This is a genomic window from Segatella copri (assembly GCF_002224675.1).
GTDB classification, from domain to species: domain Bacteria; phylum Bacteroidota; class Bacteroidia; order Bacteroidales; family Bacteroidaceae; genus Prevotella; species Prevotella copri_U.
Map to the genome: position 1 here is coordinate 342964 of NZ_NMPZ01000001.1, position 20102 is coordinate 363065.

Consider the following 20102-nt stretch of genomic DNA (forward strand, 5'->3'; position numbering starts at 1 on the left):
CCTGTAATCGAGCCTGAAAAGCAGGATAATCATTCTAGCAGCAGGGTTCAAGACTAAAGCTTAATTTATTTCGTAGTTTGTTTCTCAAGAGATAAAGCCCTATATAATAAGGTATCAATATTCCCAAGGCAGACACAGCGGCATATCCCTCTGATTGCGTGATTTTCAGTACGGCAACCAAAGCCACAACCATCAGGAGCAGAGGCAGCAAATAGCCATACAAACTGGCGCGGAAGCCAACAGCCGTATCTGCCACCACAACAACAGAGTCACCCAGCTGATACTTGACAGCATCAGCAACCTGCACCTCGATAATCTTTTCTTTCGTTTCAGAAGCATTGCAATGCGCAGCCATCTTACAGGCACTGCATGCAGATGACTGAAGGATGCGCACGCGCACACAGTTCTCTTCTACTCCATCCACTACTCCATTATGCTTAATTTTATTACTCATTTCCTAATCTTGTTCATAAGGTTAGCCTTTCCTCTCCTACACAAGAGCACCTATTTTAAGGTGGCTTATTGCAAAGTCGAGTTAGCAATTCTAATTTGTTTGCAAAGATAATATATTATTTATAAATGACAAACAAAATCACCAGATTATTTAATTAAAAGAAACGTAAACGTTTTCTATTTTACATTTTAGACCATAAAAACAGAGAAAAACACAGAAATAAACGGATAAAAATAGTTTTTTTATAATTTTCTCACCATCTTCTTTGTTTATATCATTTTTTTGTGTACCTTTGCAAAAAACAAGAAAGCCAACAACACCTAGCGTGTCGAGGCACGAAAACACTAAGATTATGGAAATAACAGAGCAGATGACAATTCAGCAAGTTGAGCGCTTTATTAAAAAGATAGCTCAAAAGTTTCCAGCACAACCTTCAAATGAAGAAAACGCCGTGCTGACCGACATCCATGTAAGAGTTTCCCAAGACAGTGGTGAACTCCTAGCCTTTGACGATGACGACACAGAGATTACTCGCTGCGTTGTTGAGCAATGGATAGACAACAAGGATGAGAACTTCTATGATGAGGTTGCAAAGATTTTGCGAGACACCTTGCGCAAGAATTCTGAGATCGTTGATAATCTCGGAATCCTTAAGCCATATAGCTTCGTGCTGGAAGATGACGACAAGGAAAACCTCGGCGAACTCTATCTTGCCGACGATGATACCATTATTCTGGGTGGTGACCTGATGGAAAACCTGGATCACGACCTCGATGAATTCCTTGACGACTTGTTAAAAGAATAAACTTAAACTCAAGAGCAAAGCCCATCCTCCCGGATGGGCTTTAGCATTTAATACAAAAACATTATGAATTATTTCTATTAGCGAACAAGATTCGTTTTATTAATATATTCTATCTAAAAGTTATATTTCAAACAAACTAATAGTTTCAAACAATTACCGTACTCCTACGATTGATCTATTCTCGTTTACGGGTGCAAAGATACGGCTTTTTTCTTATTCTTGCAATACCTAATAATGGGGGTTTTAGACAATACCTAAAACTGATGAGCCAGACACTTTAGGCTATTGCCATTTTCCCCTCTCCTATAGACACAAAAAAACTGCAAGTCAGACTTATCGTCCAACCTGCAGTCCATTCATATCTCTCTCTTATAATTTCTTTTCAGAATTCAATCGAATTGAATTACTTCAAACCACGATTCATAAGTGTTGCATTCAGAAGCATCACATACTTGCGATACTGAGAATCATTGAGGATGCTGTGCATGTACTTGAGATCCTTAATGACAGCCTTGTCAATCATAGCTGCACGCTCATCCTTTGCTGCAGTTGCTGCATTCATCATATCAGCTGTGAAGTTCTTGTGAACATCAGCTACAGCCTCTGCCTGATCAATATTGAGTGACAATGCATTAGCCAAGCTACCCATCTTTACATTCATGTTGTAAGCTGCTGTTGCGTTTGTTGCCTCGTCTGCTGCAAAAGTAGTTGTTGCCATTGCGAACATTGCTACTGCCAAAATCATAATCTTTTTCATAATCTTTTTACCTTTCTTTACTTTACGAGCCATCTTCTGAACCTACACTATCTCTTTTATAACCTAGGAGGCTCTAGAAGGACTCTTGTTAAACATTATCCTGATGTCTTTTCTTTTAAGACACTGCAAAGATACAAACTTTCCGTTGTGTACGCAAACAATTTACAAGAAAAATGCTCTAAAGGGCCTCTTTTTTGATATATATCAACATCAAAAGGCTTCTTTCTTCTACTTTTCGTTATCCAACACTTGTTTTTGCATTCAAAAGGTAAGCTGTTTTGCGATATCAGTAACATTTGCGTTTCAAATGAGAACTACTATGAGAAAAAGCCTAGCAAGTTGCTATTTTCCAGCCGGAGAAAATGAGCACTCTGAATATTTTTTCCCGAAAACCCCAATATTTCTACTATTTCTTTTCCATATCCCAATTATTTATTGTATCTTTGCAGAAGATTTACAATAGAAACAATGGAAGAACAAAATCATATAGACAAGGCACTCGCCTTCCTCGAAAGCCTCGAAAAGTTGGGAAACCAGCTCAAAGTAGCAGAAGAGAATCAGAAACAGTTTCTCGCCAGAATGCTTGAACTCAAGAAATCTGGCGAAACTGACAGTGAGGAATACGCAGACCTTTCACGCAAGAGCAAAGGATTGCAGGACATCATCGACAAATGGCGTCCTATCTATTTGGAGCGAATGGAAATGGTGAAAAGCGTACAGATGAAGAAACGCAAGCGCACTGGAAAGAAGTAACTACAATAGTGGCTATCAGGCTGGGACAAAGAACCTGCAAGCAAGGTATAAAGAAGCAATATATATAATGTACGCGCGTACATTATATATACATCAAATAACCTACAGATAGCACCATAAATAGAAAACAATAAAAAAACAAAATAAAATGGAATCAAACAACAAAAACAAGTTTATTAGAGTATCATACGCATTGTATGACGTAACAAAGGGTGATAACGGCGAAGAGATGCTGATTGAGCGCACAACAGATGAGCGTCCTTTCTTCTTCATCAGCGGTATGGGTGTAACCTTGCCTGCTTTCGAGGAGAAGGTAGTTGATTTGGCTGAGGGCGAAGAGTTCGACTTCGAATTGGATCCAGAGCAGGCTTATGGTTTGCACTATGACGAGCGCGTAATCGACCTCGACAAGCAGATCTTCACTATCAATGGACAGTTTGACGCTCAGCACGTACAGGTAGGTGCTATCATCCCATTGCAGAACGAGGATGGTAACCGCTTCAATGCTGTAGTCAAGAATATCACAGACGAGAAGGTAACTTGCGACCTCAACCACCCATTGGCAGGTTTGAAGCTTAACTTCTGCGGTCAGGTTCTTGAGAGCCGTGAGGCAACAGCAGAGGAAATCGCCAAGATGGCTCAGATCATCAGCGGTGAGGCTGGTGGTTGCGGCGGCGGTTGCGACAACTGCGGCGGTGACTGCAAGGATGGCAACTGCGAGGGCGGCTGCGATTGCAACAAGTAATATTTGAGAATAAACGATAGCGGCTATCTCAATACCATTGGGATAGCCGTTTTTCATATCAACTAAAGAATTTGGCAATGAGGAATACATTTGGCAATCTTTTCACTCTCACAACATTTGGCGAGAGTCATGGCATAGCTGTAGGAGGCGTCATCGACGGTTTCCCAGCAGGCATAGACATCGATATGGACTTTATCCAGAGCGAGCTCAACCGTCGTCGCCCTGGACAAAGTCACATCACCACAGCACGAAAGGAAGCAGACCAGGTAGAATTTCTAAGTGGTGTTTTCGAGGGAAAATCTACGGGAACCCCTATCGGCTTTGAGGTGCGCAACCAGAACCAGCATTCTCAGGATTATGAGAATATGCGCTGTCTGTTCCGTCCATCCCATGCCGACTTCACTTACAATGAGAAGTATGGCATCCGTGATCATCGCGGTGGCGGCCGTTCATCTGCACGCATCACCATCGCCCGCTGCGTAGGTGGCGCCTTGGCCAAATTGGCACTCCGCCAGCTCGGCGTCAGCATTACGGCATATACATCGCAGGTTGGCAGTATCGCCCTGGAGAAGGATTACCATCTATATGATCTCAACACCATAGAGGACAATCCTGTTCGTTGCCCAGACCAGACAAAGGCAAAGGAGATGGAAGAACTCATCGCCCAGGTCAAGGCTGATGGTGATACCATCGGAGGCATCATCACCTGCGTCATCCAGGGATGTCCTGTAGGATTGGGTGAACCGGAATTCGATAAACTCCATTCCCAACTTGGTGCAGCCATGCTCGGCATCAATGCCGTCAAAGGATTTGAATATGGAGAAGGATTCGCCGGAGTTACTGCTCGCGGAAGCGAACAGAATGATGTCTTCGTTCCTAAAGCTAAGAATATGGATGCTACTGACGATGCGGCAAACCATCAGGAAGCCACAATCAATCAGAATGTTGCAGCTCGTATCACAACCAAGAGCAACCATAGCGGCGGCATCCAGGGAGGATTGAGCAATGGTCAGGATATCTACTTCCGGGTAGCCTTTAAACCAGTAGCTACCCTCCTGATGGAACAGGATACTGTAGATTTGGAAGGAAATCCAACCAAACTCACAGCTCGCGGACGCCACGATCCATGCGTATTGCCAAGAGCCGTACCTGTAGTAGAGGCAATGGCAGCCATGGTTATCCTGGATAATTATCTTTTGAATAAAACGGTAAGATTATAAAAATAGTTAGGAGTTAAGATTGAGAAGTTGACTACCAACCACAACAACTTCCAATTCTTAACTCCTATCTTTTTAACAAATATCTCCTCACAGGTCAAAGTTTACTGTCCTTCAAGAGTTTTGGACAATATTCATTGAAGAAGCATTTATCACAAAGCGGCTTGGCACTTTTGCAGATATATCTGCCGTGCAACAAAATCCAGTGATGCGCATTCGGAATATCTTCTGCCGGAATGTGCTTCATCAGATAATCCTCCACCTTGCGAGGCGTATCAGCCGTACGAGGCACCAAGCCCATGCGATGGCTCACACGATAAACATGCGTATCCACCGCCATCGTGGCATGCCCAAACCAAACGGCACGGATCACATTCGCCGTCTTGCGCCCCACTCCAGCCAATTTCACCAGATCATCAGCAGTCTCCGGCACCTCACCTCCAAAGAGTTCAACCAGTTGCCGTGACATCTGTGCCAGATGTTTCGCCTTGGCATTGGGATAGCTTACCGAACTGATCAGCTCATAGATATCCTCCTCGCTCGCCTTCGCCATGTGCCGTGCATCTGGATAGCGGGCAAAGAGAGCCGGCGTAACCATATTGATACGCTTGTCGGTACACTGAGCCGAAAGCAAGGTAGCAACAAGAAGCTGAAATGCGCTACCGAATTGCAACTCGGTAGTCACATTCGGCAGCGCATTTCTGAAGTGATTCAATATGAAATCGTATCTTTCGTTACGAAGCATATTTCAATACGTTTATATTTTCCGGAATATTACTTCTTCTTGGCAGGAGTTTCCTCTGCACCCTTCAACTTGCCCTTGTAAGCCTTGTTCAAGCCAGTGATAACCTCACGGGTAATATCGTATGCCTTATCAGCATAAAGCAGATTGTCACCACTCTTAGAGAAGATGATGCTATACTTCTTGTCCTTGTTATATTGAGCCAGATAGTTAGCAATGCTGTCGTGGAGAGCCTTGTTGTACTTATTCTGCTCAGCAGCAAACTCATTGCTCAAACGCTGCTGCAATCCCTGAAGATCATTGTTCTGCTTCTGCAAACCAGCCTGGATAGCCTCAGCCTGCTCACGGGTGTAAGCATTCTGCTGAATCTTCTGCTGGAAGTTAGCAGCAGCTGCCTGCAACTGCTGACCCTTCTGAGCGATAGTAGCCTGAATATTCTGACCCTTTTTCTCCAGCAAGGCAGCATACTCCTTAGCGAATGTGTATTGAGTCATGATAGAGTCAACCTCTACGTATGCAATCTTCAACTCTGCTGGAGCCTTGCTCTCAGACTTAGCCTCAACCTGAGGCTGTGACTTATTGCATGATGCCAACGACAAGGCAGCTACAGCAGCAATAGCCACTGAACTCAAAATGTTCTTTTTCATTTCTTCTGTATTTTTATTATTATTTATTCCTAAAACTAAAATGATTTAATACGCCTTGTTTGCTTCGCGCGCTTCGCGGTCTTGGTCAACCACACAGTGGATACCCATCTTGCGCAAACCAGGATTGTCGTGAACATGCTGAGAAGAGAACTTGCCATTCTTCTTAAAAATCAGCTTCACACTAAATAATGCCATTGCGATAGCAATTATTAACAGACTTAATAACATTAATTTTATCATTTTTATTACCTTTGCAGTGCCTTAGTGCACTTCACGTTGCAAAGGTACGATTTTTCGGGCAAAAAGCAAAAGAAATCTCATAAATAAATGACTTTCTTGATGCAAAAATAACAAAATAAGAGAATAATACATACAAAATAACATTATCAATGGAAAAAAATGAATTAAAACCTGCTCTTGTGTTCGAGCAGTTCGCTAAAATCAACGAGATACCTCGTCCTTCCAAGCACGAGGAGAACATGATTGAGTTTTTGAAGGAATTTGGCAAGAGCCATAACCTTGAGACTGTAGTTGATGAGACTGGCAACGTATTGATTCGAAAGGCTGCTACCCCTGGATATGAGAATGCTGATACCATCATCCTTCAGAGTCACATGGATATGGTATGCGACAAACTGGTGGACGTAGAGTTCGACTTCCACAAGGATGCCATCCAGACCTACGTAGATGGTGAATGGTTGAAGGCAAAAGGTACTACCCTAGGTGCTGACGATGGTATCGGATGTGCCATCGAGCTTGCCATCCTCGCAGCCAACGACATCGAGCATGGTCCTATCGAGTGCGTCTTCACCCGTGACGAGGAGACCGGCTTGACAGGTGCTGTAGGTATGAAGGCTGGTTTCATGACCGGCAAGATGCTCATCAACCTTGACTCAGAGGATGAGGGTCAGATTTTCGTATCCTGCGCAGGCGGCCAGACCACCAAGGCTACCTTCCACTTCACCCGCGAAGAGGCTCCAGCAGACTACTTCTTTATGGAGGCATCCCTGAAAGGTCTCTACGGCGGTCACTCTGGTGATGACATCAACAAGAAGCGCGCCAATGCCATCAAGGTACTTGCCCGCTTCCTCTTCCTGGAGAACGAGAAACTCAATGGTGCCCTTCGTCTGGTAAGCTTCAACAGCGGCAAGATGCATAACGCCATTCCTCGCGACGGCAAGATTGTCTTTGCTGTCAAGAATGAGGCAAAGGAGCAGGTACGTGCAGACTGGAATATCTTCGCATCTGAGGTAGAAGATGAGTTCCACGTAACTGAGCAGTCTATGCTTTTCAACATGGGTTCTGCCGATGCAGCTCCTGTTATCGAGAAGGCTGTAGCCGATAAGTTCATCATGGCTTTACAGGCTGTAGATAATGGTCCACTCACCACCTGTCAGGACGAGGCACTTGCCGAGATGGTAGAGACATCCAGCAATGTTGCCAGCGTGATGACCGACGAGAATAGCATCAACATCGTGGCTTCTCAGCGCAGCAATGTGATGAGCAACCTGGATAACATGACCAACACCGTGAAGGCAGCCTTCCTTCTGGCAGGTGCCGAAGTAAACGTGGGAGGCAAGTATCCTGCATGGAAGATGCGTGCCAACAGCAAGCTGACCGACATTACCGTGAAGAGTTACGAGAAACTCTTCGGCAAGGAGCCTTTGGTAAAGGGTATCCACGCCGGTCTGGAGTGCGGTCTCTTCTCTGAGCGTTATCCAGACCTTGACATGGTAAGCTTCGGCCCTACTCTTCGCAACGTTCACACACCAGAGGAAGCACTTCTGATTCCTACCGTTCAGATGGTATGGGATCACCTGCTGGATATCCTCCGCAGCGTGAAGTAAGAAGAACTGAGTGAATTCCTAACAAAGGATATGAAATCATGAAGAAGATACTATTCGTATTGACATTAGGCTTGGCACTGGTTCTCACTTCCTGTGGCGACCAGCACAAGGCTCAATCACTCGTCAAGGATTTCCTCAATGAAAACCTGGAAAACGAAGATTGCAGCTTTAAACGCTTCAGCCAACTCACTCCTACAGCCATGATCGACTTTAACAGAGTAAAATCTATGCGCCAGGAGATGAACCAGTTGCCATATATGAAAAAGAATATCGACTATAACGATGGCACCTTCCCAGACACCTTAATGTATCTGAGAGCCACCTACCAGTTGACAACTCATGATGGCAAGAAAGAAGAACTCACCCAGACTTTCTATCTTGACAAAGCTTTGACACGAATCATCGCTTTCAAAGAGAACTGATTCTATTTCAAAAAACTAAAATCAAGAATTTAAGTTTAGATTGTAAAATTAGACAAACATAAAAACAAGGCTGCACTCCTGTCAAAGTGAATGCAGCCTTATTTTCGTGATAAAACCACCACTTATCAGAAACACTCATACAGAAGATCTGATTCTTATATCAAGCCTCCTCTAGCCAAGACCTCATCCTGCCAAAGCCTTCTCTACAAAACCACGAACCTTCTTGCGGGCAACACCCAGTTTCTTTTCTGCTTGTTTATATTTCAGATTGAGTACTACCGCAATCTGACGAACCGGCATATCTTCGTAGAGATTCAGACGATATACCGAACGCTGACTCTCTGTAAGCTGAGCAATCCCTCGCTCCAGAATCTCATTCACTTCACGAGCCGAAAAGATAGACTCCACCCCTTCAGAAGAACTGTTTATCCAACTGCACTTCCTAATAAAATGCTCATACTTCTCATGTTGCTGTCTGCAACGCCAATAATCAATGACCTTGTTCCTTGCCATCGTATAGACCAGACAAGGCAGAGTTACCGGTGATATCATCTGATCCGACTGCAGAAGTCGAACAAAGATATCCTGCACAATATCCTCAGCCTCATCCACAACTTGCAGACGAGAAATCACGAATTCCTTAAGTTCGTCATAATGATTTGCATAATAATCAGCAATGATGCATTTTTTTGATGCAACATCCTGTTCCGATTCAACTTTTTGTTTCATATCAGGTGGTTTTTATCTGTTTATAGTTTATTTGTTTCTTCTATCAAGTAGTGCAAAGGTACAAAAAACAGATAATATCACCAAAGAAAAGAAACAAAAAAAATGTGCTAAATGCCTACATTGAAACATTTAGCACATATCTAGATACGATTTGTAACATTTGATGTTACACTACGTAAAGTAATATACTTTTTATAAAGCAGCAATTACTTGATCATATCCACACTTCTCTTCAGGAAAGCATCGAGAGAAGCACCCTTCAGCATACCATTCTGCAACAAAGCGAGGTCGATGAGCTGATGAACGATGTTGTTGTTCTTGGCATAACCAGAGATGATATCATTGCGTTTAGCCTTCTCATCGCTGATAGCCTTCTCTGTGTTGTGAACATCATCCTTCTCCTCCTGGGTAATCTCTTCTGGCTTCTTCTTGCCCTGCTCCTGATGAAGCACAGCGAGACGAGCTTCCTGACCCTTGATTTCTGCAAGGATTGGCTTCAGGCTTTCGGCGGTATTAGCCTCAGCATCCTCCAATACCTTCTTCACCAATGCATGGTCTGAGTTCAATACGATGTTGTAGCTGTCAGGCATCTGACCATAGAAGTTCATACCTGCCTGGAACTGACTCATTGCCTTCATACGGCGCATATACTCGTTCTGAGTAATGAGCACAGGTTGGTTCTGCTCACCCAAAGCCTGAATCTCCACGAAGAACTCTGCCTTGTCGAGCTTAGGCATCTGAGAACGGAACACCTCTGTCAAATTGTCAGACTGATCCTTTGTCAAATCTGTCTTCTTGGCATCTTCCTTCACGATGAGTCGGTCGATGATATCCGCATCCACACGGGTAAAGCGGCTTTTATCCAACTTTTGCTCCAACATATTTACCATAGGTGTATCGAGCTGACCTTCCATCAGGAGCACAGAGTAACCCTTCTGCTTGGCAGCCTCGATGTAAGAGTACTGCTCCTCCTTGTTGTTAGCATAGAGATATACCAGATTACCATCCTTATCCGTCTGGTTGTCCTTGATCAGCGTCTTGTACTCCTCGTAAGTGAAGTACTTGCCCTCAACATCCTTCAAGAGTGCGAAGTCCTTGGCACGCTCGTAGAAGTCTTCCTGTGAAAGCATACCATAATTGATGAAGAGCTTGAGATCATCCCACTTCTCCTCGAATTCCTTGCGGTTCTCCTTGAAGATTGAGCTCAGACGATCTGCCACCTTCTTGGTGATATAGGTAGAAATCTTCTTCACGTTGCTATCGCTCTGCAAGTAGCTGCGGCTCACGTTCAAAGGGATGTCTGGTGAGTCAATGACACCATGCAACAGGGTCAGGAACTCAGGAACAATGCCCTCTACCTGGTCTGTTACGAATACCTGGTTGCAATACAGCTGAATCTTGTTACGCTGCATGTCAATGCTGTTCTTGATACGTGGGAAGTAGAGAATACCCGTCAGATTGAATGGGAAATCTACGTTCAGATGAATCCAGAACAATGGATCGTCTTGCATTGGATAGAGGGTGTGATAGAACTTCTTATAGTCCTCATCCTTCAGTGTGCTAGGAGTCTTGGTCCAGAGAGGCTCCACATTATTAATAATGTTATCCTCGTCAGTCTCCACGTTCTTTCCGTCCTTCCACTCAGTCTTTTTGCCGAAAGCTACAGGCACTGCCATAAACTTGCAGTACTTGTTCAGGAGTTCCTCGATCTTGTTCTTCTGGAGGAATTCCTTGCAGTCGTCTGCAATATGGAGAATGATGTCAGAACCACGCTCTGCCTTGTCTGCATCCTCGATTTCGAAAGCTGGTGAACCATCGCAGCTCCACTTTACAGCCTTGCTACCCTCTTTATAGCTCTTGGTGATGATTTCCACCTTGCTGGCTACCATGAAAGAAGAATAGAAACCGAGTCCGAAGTGACCGATGATGGCATTGGCATTCTCCTTATACTTATCAAGGAAGTCTGTTACACCAGAAAATGCAATCTGGTTGATATATTTATCGATTTCCTCCTCAGTCATACCGATACCACGGTCGCTGATGGTCAGGGTACCAGCCTTCTCATCTAGAGAGACACGCACTGTTGTGTCACCAATCTCACCCTTGAAGTCGCCCTGGGCAGCAAGAGTCTTCAACTTCTGTGTAGCATCCACAGCGTTGGAAACCATCTCACGGAGGAAGATGTCATGATCTGAATATAAGAATTTCTTGATGACAGGGAAAATGTTCTCTGTCGTTACACCGATATTACCTTTCTGTGCCATAATTATAATGTTTATTTATATGTTTTACTTTATTTGTTTTTGCTATAGGTTTTACAAATAACGTGCCAAAAAGGGAGAAAAGAACAAAATGGCAGAATAAATCTGACAATATCATCAGAACAAGCAATAAGCCTTAAGGGAAAAAATAAAAAGCCTTAAGGAAAAAAATATTTTCCCTTAAGGAAAAAAACAACTATCCTTAAGGGAAAATATTAAATGTGAAAAATGCCCTATTTACAGGCTTTTCCGACATAAGCATTCATATTCCGAAATTTTATAACACCCTACAAGCTCGGATACCTATCTGAGATGGATGCTTCTGCATATAGGTATAGAGTGTCATCGGTTCATCAATCACTTTTTTGTGGATGCTGCTGGCATTGAGCAGATGTAATCCATCCTTATGCCAGGAAGCAATACCGATATGCGTGGTGTCCAATCCCTTCTTTCGGGTTATCATCAGAAGGATATCACCATCCTTGATGGTATTTCTGAAAAGCTGATTGTTACGAATCTCCCCTTTCGGGATATAGCGATAGCGCTTGCCGTTGATGCTCTGCTCCAAAGCACGGATACCCGACTTCCACTGCGGATGAGCCGAAAGCATCTTGTAACTGGACGGATGGGTGGACATCCAGTTTACGTTGATAGTCTGGACTGCAGTGAAGGGAGGATTATTCTGAATATCCTTCACGATGCCTTCCTTTACATTGTCATCCACCCAGAGGGTGAAATAGTGCTGGCGTTTTACATACGCTACCTCTCCACCGATATAGCGCACGTGCTTCAGATGATTGCAGAAAGCTGCGAAACTGGTTTCCTGATGCTTGGCACACATCGTCAGGGCGGTCACGATTTCCACGTAGGTAGTACAATCCAGCTCCCTGGTATTCACCACGAGCAGCTCTTCCCGGGTTCTGTCCAAGGTGCCACCCACATAAGGGATTCCAACAAACTGCTTTCCAAACCACATCATCCAGTTGGCAGGCTTTTTCTTCATCGCCTTCGCCTGCTGCAGCAAGGATACGATTCGCAAACTATCCTGGCGCTGATAAACCACGCCCGTCTTGGCAAAAGCAGGCATTACCATCAGGAATGCCGCTGCAAAAACTAAAAAACTGTGCTTTACTTTCATCATTTTACATTTTTATATTCTCGTTTCTTTCCAAAGTTCACACCCACATAAATATTGAGCGAACCGAAGGAATTGTTGGTTGAGAAATGATCCTTGTGATAATTATACGAATGGATGACGGTACTGGCACCTGCATACCAGCGGTCGTTGTTCCATACCACTCCAAAACGGCCGACACCATCAAAGTTGAAATTCTTGAAGTTGAAGTTCTTCAGATCAAACTTATCCTTTTCCGGATCTCCTGATTTAGAGTGATTGTAGGCAAGACCAACAGAAAGGGAGGCATTGAAGAGCCAGTTTTTGGCAAACACCCAGTTGTAGCCATATCCCACCGTAGCGGAATAATCGCTATACTTCACTTTCGAGAACATCAGACTGCTATCTATTTTAGCCTCCAACTGTTGCTTGGTTTTCTGATTGAGCCGCTCATCCACTATGGCAGAAAGCTTATTCCAATCCACTTCCAGCTGATGCTGAGTATATCCCAGTCCTACCATCCATGAGCCAGCACTTTTCTTCTGCCTTGTACTTTGAGAGTAAGCTGCTGGATATGAGAACCTACGATGATTGAAGATATAGTAAAGATTCAAGCCTTTAATACTACTCTTAAAACCATCGAAAGATACTTTTCTCAGAGCATCCGTATTGATATGATTCCCCAGGTTCATTCGCTGAATATGATAATCATTACCCGTTTGGCGCCAGAACAGATCCACACCCAGCAAACTGCTGTACAAACTCAGGTTGAACTCCTTCTTGCTGCTATGATTATCCTTGGTATTGATATGCTTCAGGTCGAGAGTATAACCCAGGAATACCCATCGCCATCCCAGATAAGGTCCCAGGCGCCAGGAAGGATCAGGCGCAAAGGAGATTCGCTGCCCCTCCTTGCCATAGAGGGTATATTCCTCGTAGGTATTGGTATTCTGCAGCATCACCGTATAATTGAAGTGCTGAGGTTCTATATACCTTTCATCTATATTGGAGAACTCTCTAAAGAAGGTAGTGAAGGTCTTACCCAGACGATGAAAGAATGTGCGCTCATGACGGGCACGAATCAAGCTGTCCTGAGTATTACCCTTGAACATCGAAGAATTGAAAAGGGTCTTGATGAGAGATGAATCCTGTCTTACAGGGCATTCCAACGTATCTCGCTCCGCCGCCATCAATGGCAGCAGAACGAGATACAGCAGTCCTACTATAATACCAATTTTTCTCATCCCATTTAGGGTATTCTTTCTAATTCTTCCAAAGCACACGATCAAGCACCCAGTTTACCGGGGTAGCAGAAACGCTGGTGCAGGTACAGGTATTGATGCCCTGCAGATGCTCTATCACATTTCTGATGATAGGCAACTGAACATACGGTGGATTGGCAACGGTGATGCTCGATCTGCCCTCGCTAGTTATCAACTCGATAGGCTGATAGGTAAAGACAGAGAAAGAGAGCGAACCCTTGTCGCCAATCACCTCAATACAGTCTTCCTTGGCACTCTCATGTCCCACGAAGCACCAACTGCCGCTCGCCGGAATACCACTTTCGAAGAAGAAACAGGCAGATACCGTATCTTCTGCATCATAAAGATGCGCACGGTTGGCAGGATAACCATGGGCACGGGTGATGACTCCAAAGAGATCCTGCAACAGGTCTATCTGATGAGGAGCCAGGTCGTAGAAATATCCTCCACCGGCAATATCCGGCTGCAGTCTCCAAGGCATCTCCTTGCCACTCTTGGTGTCCAGATCACGTGGAGGCACAGAAAAACGAACCTGTACATTGATGACATCACCTATAGCACCACTTTTGATAATCTCCTTTACTTTTTGAAAATAAGGAAGATAACGACGGTAATAGGCAACAAAACATGGCACCCCCGTCTGCTCGCTGATACGGTTGATACGAATACAATCGCTATAGCTTGCCGCCAATGGTTTCTCGATATATACCGGTTTGCCGGCACGCATTGCCATAATGGCGAAGGTGGCATGCGATGATGGTGGCGTAGCGATATATATTGCATTCACATCTGGATCATCGATGAGTTCCTGTGCATCGGTGTACCATTTTCGTATATGATGACGCTCGGCATAACCACGAGCCTTTTTCTCGCTACGGCTCATCACCGCAACGACCTGCGACCCCTCTACCTCATTGAAGGCAGGTCCGCTCTTCTTCTCGGTTACTTCTCCGCAGCCGATAAATCCCCAGTTTATCTGTTTCATCCTATTACTTTTATATTCTGATTTTACCTGAATATTGTTGATCCGGACACGATTATATACCAGAATCCGGCAGAGTATATCTTGACTAATAGATCCAGATGGCAGGCTTTTACTCTCCTGCCAGTGATTTATTGATTTCGTCAATATAGTCGAGTACTTCATCACGACCCGTCTTCTTCTCACTACTGGTGATGAAGTAAGGAGGAAGTGCCTCCCAACGGTCCTCCAGAGCGTGCATCCATTTCTCGGCATTCATACGAGCCTTTACCGGTCCCAACTTATCCGCCTTGGTAAAGACGATACAGAAAGGCACATTGCTTTCGCCCAGCCAATCCACAAACTCACGGTCAATCTTTTGCTGCTCATGACGCACATCGATCAGAACGAAGACATTCGCCAACTGTGGGCGCTGCAGGATATAACTGCTGATCATCTGCTCCAACTGTTTCTGTACTGTCTTCGAACGTTTGGCGAAACCATAGCCAGGAAGGTCAACCAGATACCATTCATTATTGATGATAAAATGATTGATAAGCAATGTTTTACCCGGTGTAGCAGAAGTTTTAGCCAAACCCTTATGATTGCAAAGCATATTGATGAGGCTCGATTTGCCTACATTACTACGGCCGATAAAAGCATACTCAGCCTTATTATCTTTTGGACACATGCTCACGCGTGGAGCAGATATCGTAAATTCTGATTTCTTGATTTCCATTCTTTCTATTTTCTTTTATAATTATTATTATAGGCAGCACACGAACTAATCATAAAGTTCAATATTCAACCGCTCAAAGTTCAATGTCTATAGCATCTCTGACAGTTCCAGCCACCTCATTTCCTTCTCGTCAAGCTCATCCTTGATTTCCGGCAGACGCTTGCTCTTTTCGGTCAATTCCTCTACCGACAGGGTACCACTGCAAAGGGCTTCTTCCAACTTTTTCTGCTCATCGGTAAGCTTCTCTATTTCCTGGGTCAGCTGTTCATATTCACGCTTCTCCTTATAGCTCATCTTACGTTTGTTCTCAAAGTTGGCATCACGTTTGGCTGTGCCGGCACCATCATTGGCAGCCGTATTGTTATTGCCTGCATTTTTAGCCGTAGCTGCAGCTTTTTCTGCTTCATCCTTCTCCTGCAACCTGCTCCAGTCTCTATACTGGGTATAGTTGCCAGGGAAATCCTGAATTTCGCCTTCCCCCTTGAATACCAGGAGATGATCTACCACCTTGTCCATAAAGTAACGGTCGTGACTCACCACGATTACGCAACCGGCGAAATCCTGCAGATACTCTTCCAACACCTGCAAGGTCTGGATATCGAGGTCATTGGTAGGCTCATCGAGTACCAGGAAGTTAGGATTTCTCATCAGCACCGTACAGAGATAGAGCTTGCGCTTCTCGCCACCGCTCAACTTATATACATAGTTGTGCTGTTCCTCAGGAGTAAAGAGGAAGAACTGCAGGAACTGCGAAGCCGTCATGTGCTTGCCGTTGCCCAGGTCGATATAGTCGGCTATCTCCGTGATGACATCTATCACCTTCTGGTCTTCCCTGAACTTGAGTCCCTCCTGCGAGAAATAGCCAAAGCGCACAGTCTCACCAATGTCAAACTTACCACTATCCGGCTGCACCTCACCCAAGAGCATCTTGATGAAAGTAGATTTTCCCGTACCATTATTACCTACGATACCCATCTTCTCAAATCGGGCAAAGTTGTAGTAGAAGTTATCGAGAATCACCTTCTTCTTTCCTCTGTCATCGAAAGCCTTGCTCACATACTGGCATTCGAAGATTTTCGAACCAATATATACGGTAGAAGCCTTCAATCTTACCTGACGGTCTTCGATGCGCTGCTTGGCTACCTTCTCCAACTCATAGAAAGCATCCTCACGATATTTCGCCTTATGCCCTCGAGCCTGAGGTTGACGACGCATCCAGTCCAGCTCTCTGCGATAGAGATTCTTGGAATGCTGGATTTCTGCACGCAGATTATCCATACGTTCCTGGCGCTTTTCCAGATAATAAGCATAGTTTCCACGATAGGTGTAGATGGTCTTATCGTCGAGTTCCAAGATGGTATTACATACCTTATCGAGGAAGAAACGATCGTGCGTAACCATAAAGATGGTCTTGTTGCCACGATTCAGATAACCCTCCAGCCACTCTATCATCTCCAGGTCGAGGTGGTTGGTAGGCTCATCGAGCATCAGGAAGTCAGGCTCATCTATCAGCACATTGGCGAGTGCCACACGCTTCTGCTGTCCTCCACTCAACTGTCCCATCGGCTGGTCCATATTGGTGATATGCAACTGAGTGAGGATCTGCTTTGCCTTGAGCACCTTTTCTGGATCATCCTCATGATTGAAACAAGCTTCCAACACGCTTTCCTCTGGATTAAACTTAGGAGATTGTTCCAGATAGCCCACTTTCAAATCGCGTCGATAGATGATATCACCACTCTCATGTCCCTCCTTATCCATAAGGACCGACATCAATGTAGATTTACCCGTGCCATTGCGTGCCACGAGTCCCACTTTCTGTCCTTCAGCTATAGAGAAGGATATTTTATCAAAAAGAACCTCTGCTCCAAAGCGTTTGGTGAGGTTTTGAACGTCTAAATACGGTATTTGACTTGCCATTTTCGTTATTTTTGTGCAAAGTTACAGAAAAAATTTGGCAGAAACAAATTTTTTGCTTATCTTTGCACTCGAAAAGTTCAAATACATCTAGTGTTTCCATTGTAGAAACGCTTCATTTCATAGAAAAATCATATAATATACAATATATAATAATGTATAGCAAAGACGAATTATCAGCAAAAAGTGTCCTTCAACTGAAGGACCTTGCAAAAGAAATTGGCGTCAAGATTAAATCTGGCGACAATAAGGAGACGATTATCTATACGATTCTTGATGCTTTGGCAGAGGCATCAGCAGATGGTGCTGCGCAAAAGCGTAAACGCACACGCATCGCCAGCAAGAAAGAAGATCGAGTATATTCTGTTCATGGAATCGAGGGAGAAAACTTCGATGTTATGAAAAACCAGGTTAACGGCCCTGCCGCTACTGATACAACCACTGAAGAGGACACTCCACAAGCTACCCCTGCTACCATTGATCCACTGGCAGCTTTCCCTAAGCACAGAGGACGCAAGAGCAAGGCAGAACTGGAAGCCATTGCGGCTGCCAAAGCGGCTGCCATCAAAATGCAGCAGGAAGTAATGAAGGCAGCAGATAATACTGCTGAGCTACCAACCGAAAATGCAGATCATACAGACAATGCTGAAAGCCCAACAGAGCAGGCTGCTGTTTCTGAGGAAGAAGCTATGGCTACAGCTCTGGCAAGCAATGAGCAGCCAACCGAAGAAGCTCCTGTATCTGACAACCAGGAGACAGAGATTCCTGAGGCGCAGTTTACTGCCGAAGGTTCGGGCAATGACAACAGTGAGTTGATTGCCATGCTCCAGGCTAAGATGAATGCTCACAACGAGAACAGTACTCCTGCAGAACCAAAAGAAAACAATACTCCAGAGTCAGCTGTAACCGAGACTACACCAGATGGTATCTGGTCAGGCGACCCGGGCGATGGCACCGATTTCATCACCGTGGTAGATTTACCTATCGAGGATCAGGCAGCCATGCCTACATACGATATCTTCGACCGTCCGATGACTCCGGCAGCAACTGCAGCACCAGCTTCTGCACAGGCCCCTAAGGAGGTAAGTCAGGAACCGGAATATGATTTTACTGATATCATCTCTGCCAATGGTGTACTCGAAGTACTCTCTGATGGATATGGCTTCCTTCGCAGCAGCGATTTCAACTATCTCTCATCTCCAGATGATATCTACGTAGCTACCAATTTTGTGAAGCGCTACGGATTGAAGACTGGTGATGTCATCCAGTGCCACGTTCGTCCACCACATGAGGGTGAAAAGTACTTTCCACTCACCAGCATCGACAAGATCAATGGTCGTGACCCATCGGATGTAAGAGACCGTGTTCCATTCGAGCACCTCACCCCACTCTTCCCTAACGAAAAGTTTGAGCTCTGCGGCGACCGCCGTACCACCAACCTGAGTACCCGCATAGTAGATCTCTTCTCACCTATCGGTAAGGGACAGCGTGCACTCATCGTGGCTCAGCCTAAGACCGGTAAGACCATCCTGATGAAGGATATTGCCAATGCCATTGCAGCCAACCATCCAGAGGCATACCTGATGATGCTGCTCATCGACGAACGTCCTGAGGAGGTTACCGATATGGCTCGCACCGTGAATGCCGAGGTAATCGCTTCTACCTTTGATGAACCAGCCGAGCGCCACGTGAAGATTGCCGGTATCGTTCTGGAGAAGGCAAAGCGTATGGTAGAATGCGGTCATGATGTAGTCATCTTCCTCGACTCTATCACACGTCTGGCACGTGCCTATAATACTGTAGCCCCAGCATCAGGTAAGGTGTTGACGGGTGGTGTGGATGCCAATGCATTGCAGAAGCCTAAGCGTTTCTTCGGTGCAGCCCGTAATATCGAGAACGGCGGTTCACTCACCATTATCGCTACAGCCCTTATTGATACAGGTAGTAAGATGGATGAGGTCATCTTCGAGGAGTTCAAGGGTACAGGTAACATGGAGTTGCAGCTCGACCGCTCACTCAGTAACAAGCGTATCTTCCCTGCAGTCAACCTCGTGGCTTCTTCTACCCGTCGCGACGACCTCTTGCAGGATAAGACAACCCTCGACCGTATGTGGATTCTCCGCAAGTTCATTTCCGACATGAACCCGATTGAGGCGATGAACACCATCCACAAGAGTATGCAGCAAACCCGCAACAACGAAGAGTTCCTCATTTCCATGAACTCATAACGATAAATGTCACACAAAAAAGAGTCCAGTAAGTCCATTCATACTTACTGGACTTTTTCTTTCTATTTGATAGGTAAAACAGAGCATCCCTATACATAAAAAGTCAGATTACAGATTCGGCATATAAGCATGACAGCAATACCAGGAATATACTATAAAAATGTCATTTTCATCACATATCTGAAGTAGTTGATACAGGTCAAAAAATACTTGTTGCATTTATATTTCTTAGCATAAAATGCCGTTATTTGATAAAAAAGTGTTAACTTTGCACTCGTATTAAGGAATAACAGTAACAAAAAATTAAAAAGATTTAAAGATTATGATGACTATTTTTACAATGGCAGTAGCCGCAGTTATGTTTTCAGGTATGGTACTTTGCATGGGTATGTTCTTGAGAGACGTAATCAACTCAATCCCGGAAATGACTAATATGAGCCACTCTGTTAGTTTGAGCAAGTAAAAATAGAAATCTCTATTATATTTTTACAGTGAGAGAGAT

At 44.6% G+C, this 20102-nt stretch carries 20 protein-coding genes; 8 read left to right on the forward strand and 12 right to left on the reverse strand.

Translation table 11 applies throughout. The features are described from left to right. Positions 1-34 precede the first annotated feature (34 nt). A complete protein-coding gene (locus CFT61_RS01545; protein WP_089542710.1) occupies positions 35-454 on the reverse strand; it encodes a SoxR reducing system RseC family protein in 420 nt (139 codons plus the stop codon). A gap of 352 nt (positions 455-806) precedes the next feature. Here CFT61_RS01545 and CFT61_RS01550 point away from each other — a divergent pair, with 352 nt between their 5' ends. Continuing rightward, positions 807-1259 (forward strand): hypothetical protein, encoded by a 453-nt coding sequence (locus tag CFT61_RS01550; RefSeq protein ID WP_089542819.1) that lies wholly within the window; start codon positions 807-809, stop codon positions 1257-1259. Positions 1260-1662: 403 nt separating this feature from the next. Here CFT61_RS01550 and CFT61_RS01555 read toward each other — a convergent pair whose 3' ends face one another. After that, positions 1663-2016 (reverse strand): hypothetical protein, encoded by a 354-nt coding sequence (locus tag CFT61_RS01555; protein WP_089542820.1) that lies wholly within the window; start codon positions 2014-2016, stop codon positions 1663-1665. A 468-nt stretch (positions 2017-2484) separates the two neighbouring features. On the opposite strand from CFT61_RS01555, the gene CFT61_RS01560 reads away from it, so the two are divergent. From CFT61_RS01560 to aroC, 3 genes are all read left to right on the forward strand, one after another. After that, the gene (locus CFT61_RS01560; protein ID WP_089542711.1) at positions 2485-2769 is read left to right on the forward strand and encodes a hypothetical protein; all 285 of its coding nucleotides are present in this window, start codon (positions 2485-2487) and stop codon (positions 2767-2769) included. Positions 2770-2917: 148 nt separating this feature from the next. Continuing rightward, positions 2918-3514, forward strand: a complete 597-nt coding sequence (locus CFT61_RS01565; RefSeq protein WP_089542712.1) for an FKBP-type peptidyl-prolyl cis-trans isomerase — start codon at positions 2918-2920, stop codon at positions 3512-3514. Between the two features lie 77 nt (positions 3515-3591). Further along, positions 3592-4734 (forward strand): chorismate synthase, encoded by a 1143-nt coding sequence (aroC, locus tag CFT61_RS01570; protein WP_089542713.1) that lies wholly within the window; start codon positions 3592-3594, stop codon positions 4732-4734. Positions 4735-4828: 94 nt separating this feature from the next. Here aroC and nth read toward each other — a convergent pair whose 3' ends face one another. The 3 genes from nth to CFT61_RS01585 are packed head-to-tail and all read right to left on the reverse strand — an operon-like array spanning position 4829 to position 6360. Next, the gene (nth, locus tag CFT61_RS01575; RefSeq protein WP_089542714.1) at positions 4829-5476 is read right to left on the reverse strand and encodes an endonuclease III; all 648 of its coding nucleotides are present in this window, start codon (positions 5474-5476) and stop codon (positions 4829-4831) included. A 29-nt stretch (positions 5477-5505) separates the two neighbouring features. After that, positions 5506-6120 carry an OmpH family outer membrane protein gene (locus CFT61_RS01580; RefSeq protein WP_089542715.1) on the reverse strand — a complete coding sequence of 205 codons (615 nt, stop codon included), beginning with the start codon at positions 6118-6120 and terminating at the stop codon, positions 5506-5508. A gap of 45 nt (positions 6121-6165) precedes the next feature. Continuing rightward, positions 6166-6360 (reverse strand): hypothetical protein, encoded by a 195-nt coding sequence (locus tag CFT61_RS01585; RefSeq protein ID WP_089542716.1) that lies wholly within the window; start codon positions 6358-6360, stop codon positions 6166-6168. A 149-nt stretch (positions 6361-6509) separates the two neighbouring features. On the opposite strand from CFT61_RS01585, the gene CFT61_RS01590 reads away from it, so the two are divergent. Further along, positions 6510-7967: an aminoacyl-histidine dipeptidase gene (locus CFT61_RS01590; RefSeq protein WP_089542717.1), complete on the forward strand. Its 1458-nt coding sequence runs from the start codon at positions 6510-6512 to the stop codon at positions 7965-7967. 38 nt (positions 7968-8005) lie between these two features. Further along, entirely contained in the window at positions 8006-8389 is a 384-nt protein-coding gene (locus CFT61_RS01595; protein ID WP_089542718.1) for a hypothetical protein, read from the forward strand. Positions 8390-8572: 183 nt separating this feature from the next. Here CFT61_RS01595 and CFT61_RS01600 read toward each other — a convergent pair whose 3' ends face one another. From CFT61_RS01600 to abc-f, 7 genes are all read right to left on the reverse strand, one after another. After that, positions 8573-9118 carry an RNA polymerase sigma factor gene (locus tag CFT61_RS01600; RefSeq protein WP_089542719.1) on the reverse strand — a complete coding sequence of 182 codons (546 nt, stop codon included), beginning with the start codon at positions 9116-9118 and terminating at the stop codon, positions 8573-8575. 206 nt (positions 9119-9324) lie between these two features. Then, positions 9325-11382: a molecular chaperone HtpG gene (gene htpG, locus CFT61_RS01605; RefSeq protein WP_089542720.1), complete on the reverse strand. Its 2058-nt coding sequence runs from the start codon at positions 11380-11382 to the stop codon at positions 9325-9327. Between the two features lie 274 nt (positions 11383-11656). After that, positions 11657-12520, reverse strand: coding sequence for an N-acetylmuramoyl-L-alanine amidase-like domain-containing protein (locus CFT61_RS01610; protein WP_233905505.1), 864 nt, complete (start codon positions 12518-12520; stop codon positions 11657-11659). Beyond that, a complete protein-coding gene (locus CFT61_RS01615) occupies positions 12517-13737 on the reverse strand; it encodes a DUF4421 domain-containing protein (RefSeq protein ID WP_254918817.1) in 1221 nt (406 codons plus the stop codon). Before CFT61_RS01615 ends, CFT61_RS01610 begins: the two co-directional genes overlap by 4 nt. Positions 13738-13756: 19 nt before the next feature. Further along, positions 13757-14740: a Gfo/Idh/MocA family protein gene (locus CFT61_RS01620; protein ID WP_089542721.1), complete on the reverse strand. Its 984-nt coding sequence runs from the start codon at positions 14738-14740 to the stop codon at positions 13757-13759. Positions 14741-14849: 109 nt separating this feature from the next. After that, complete coding sequence (gene yihA, locus CFT61_RS01625) at positions 14850-15455, reverse strand: ribosome biogenesis GTP-binding protein YihA/YsxC (protein ID WP_089542722.1); 606 nt, start codon at positions 15453-15455, stop codon at positions 14850-14852. A gap of 87 nt (positions 15456-15542) precedes the next feature. Then, positions 15543-17375 (reverse strand): ribosomal protection-like ABC-F family protein, encoded by a 1833-nt coding sequence (gene abc-f / locus CFT61_RS01630; protein ID WP_089542723.1) that lies wholly within the window; start codon positions 17373-17375, stop codon positions 15543-15545. 152 nt (positions 17376-17527) lie between these two features. On the opposite strand from abc-f, the gene rho reads away from it, so the two are divergent. Both rho and CFT61_RS16770 read left to right on the forward strand, forming a co-directional pair. Next, positions 17528-19600, forward strand: a complete 2073-nt coding sequence (gene rho / locus CFT61_RS01635; RefSeq protein WP_089542724.1) for a transcription termination factor Rho — start codon at positions 17528-17530, stop codon at positions 19598-19600. Between the two features lie 322 nt (positions 19601-19922). After that, on the forward strand, positions 19923-20063 hold the full coding sequence (locus CFT61_RS16770; protein WP_153089462.1) for a hypothetical protein: 141 nt from the start codon (positions 19923-19925) through the stop codon (positions 20061-20063). Positions 20064-20102: the final 39 nt, after the last annotated feature.

Excerpts from the sequence above, each read along its gene's own strand:
- CFT61_RS01545 (WP_089542710.1), bottom strand. The coding sequence starts at position 454 with ATGAGTAATAAAATTAAGCATAATGGAGTAGTGGATGGAGTAGAAGAG.
- CFT61_RS01550 (WP_089542819.1), top strand. The coding sequence starts at position 807 with ATGGAAATAACAGAGCAGATGACAATTCAGCAAGTTGAGCGCTTTATT.
- CFT61_RS01555 (WP_089542820.1), bottom strand. The coding sequence starts at position 2,016 with ATGAAAAAGATTATGATTTTGGCAGTAGCAATGTTCGCAATGGCAACA.
- CFT61_RS01560 (WP_089542711.1), top strand. The coding sequence starts at position 2,485 with ATGGAAGAACAAAATCATATAGACAAGGCACTCGCCTTCCTCGAAAGC.
- CFT61_RS01565 (WP_089542712.1), top strand. The coding sequence starts at position 2,918 with ATGGAATCAAACAACAAAAACAAGTTTATTAGAGTATCATACGCATTG.
- aroC (WP_089542713.1), top strand. The coding sequence starts at position 3,592 with ATGAGGAATACATTTGGCAATCTTTTCACTCTCACAACATTTGGCGAG.
- nth (WP_089542714.1), bottom strand. The coding sequence starts at position 5,476 with ATGCTTCGTAACGAAAGATACGATTTCATATTGAATCACTTCAGAAAT.
- CFT61_RS01580 (WP_089542715.1), bottom strand. The coding sequence starts at position 6,120 with ATGAAAAAGAACATTTTGAGTTCAGTGGCTATTGCTGCTGTAGCTGCC.
- CFT61_RS01585 (WP_089542716.1), bottom strand. The coding sequence starts at position 6,360 with ATGATAAAATTAATGTTATTAAGTCTGTTAATAATTGCTATCGCAATG.
- CFT61_RS01590 (WP_089542717.1), top strand. The coding sequence starts at position 6,510 with ATGGAAAAAAATGAATTAAAACCTGCTCTTGTGTTCGAGCAGTTCGCT.
- CFT61_RS01595 (WP_089542718.1), top strand. The coding sequence starts at position 8,006 with ATGAAGAAGATACTATTCGTATTGACATTAGGCTTGGCACTGGTTCTC.
- CFT61_RS01600 (WP_089542719.1), bottom strand. The coding sequence starts at position 9,118 with ATGAAACAAAAAGTTGAATCGGAACAGGATGTTGCATCAAAAAAATGC.
- htpG (WP_089542720.1), bottom strand. The coding sequence starts at position 11,382 with ATGGCACAGAAAGGTAATATCGGTGTAACGACAGAGAACATTTTCCCT.
- CFT61_RS01610 (WP_233905505.1), bottom strand. The coding sequence starts at position 12,520 with ATGATGAAAGTAAAGCACAGTTTTTTAGTTTTTGCAGCGGCATTCCTG.
- CFT61_RS01615 (WP_254918817.1), bottom strand. The coding sequence starts at position 13,737 with ATGAGAAAAATTGGTATTATAGTAGGACTGCTGTATCTCGTTCTGCTG.
- CFT61_RS01620 (WP_089542721.1), bottom strand. The coding sequence starts at position 14,740 with ATGAAACAGATAAACTGGGGATTTATCGGCTGCGGAGAAGTAACCGAG.
- yihA (WP_089542722.1), bottom strand. The coding sequence starts at position 15,455 with ATGGAAATCAAGAAATCAGAATTTACGATATCTGCTCCACGCGTGAGC.
- abc-f (WP_089542723.1), bottom strand. The coding sequence starts at position 17,375 with ATGGCAAGTCAAATACCGTATTTAGACGTTCAAAACCTCACCAAACGC.
- rho (WP_089542724.1), top strand. The coding sequence starts at position 17,528 with ATGTATAGCAAAGACGAATTATCAGCAAAAAGTGTCCTTCAACTGAAG.
- CFT61_RS16770 (WP_153089462.1), top strand. The coding sequence starts at position 19,923 with ATGATGACTATTTTTACAATGGCAGTAGCCGCAGTTATGTTTTCAGGT.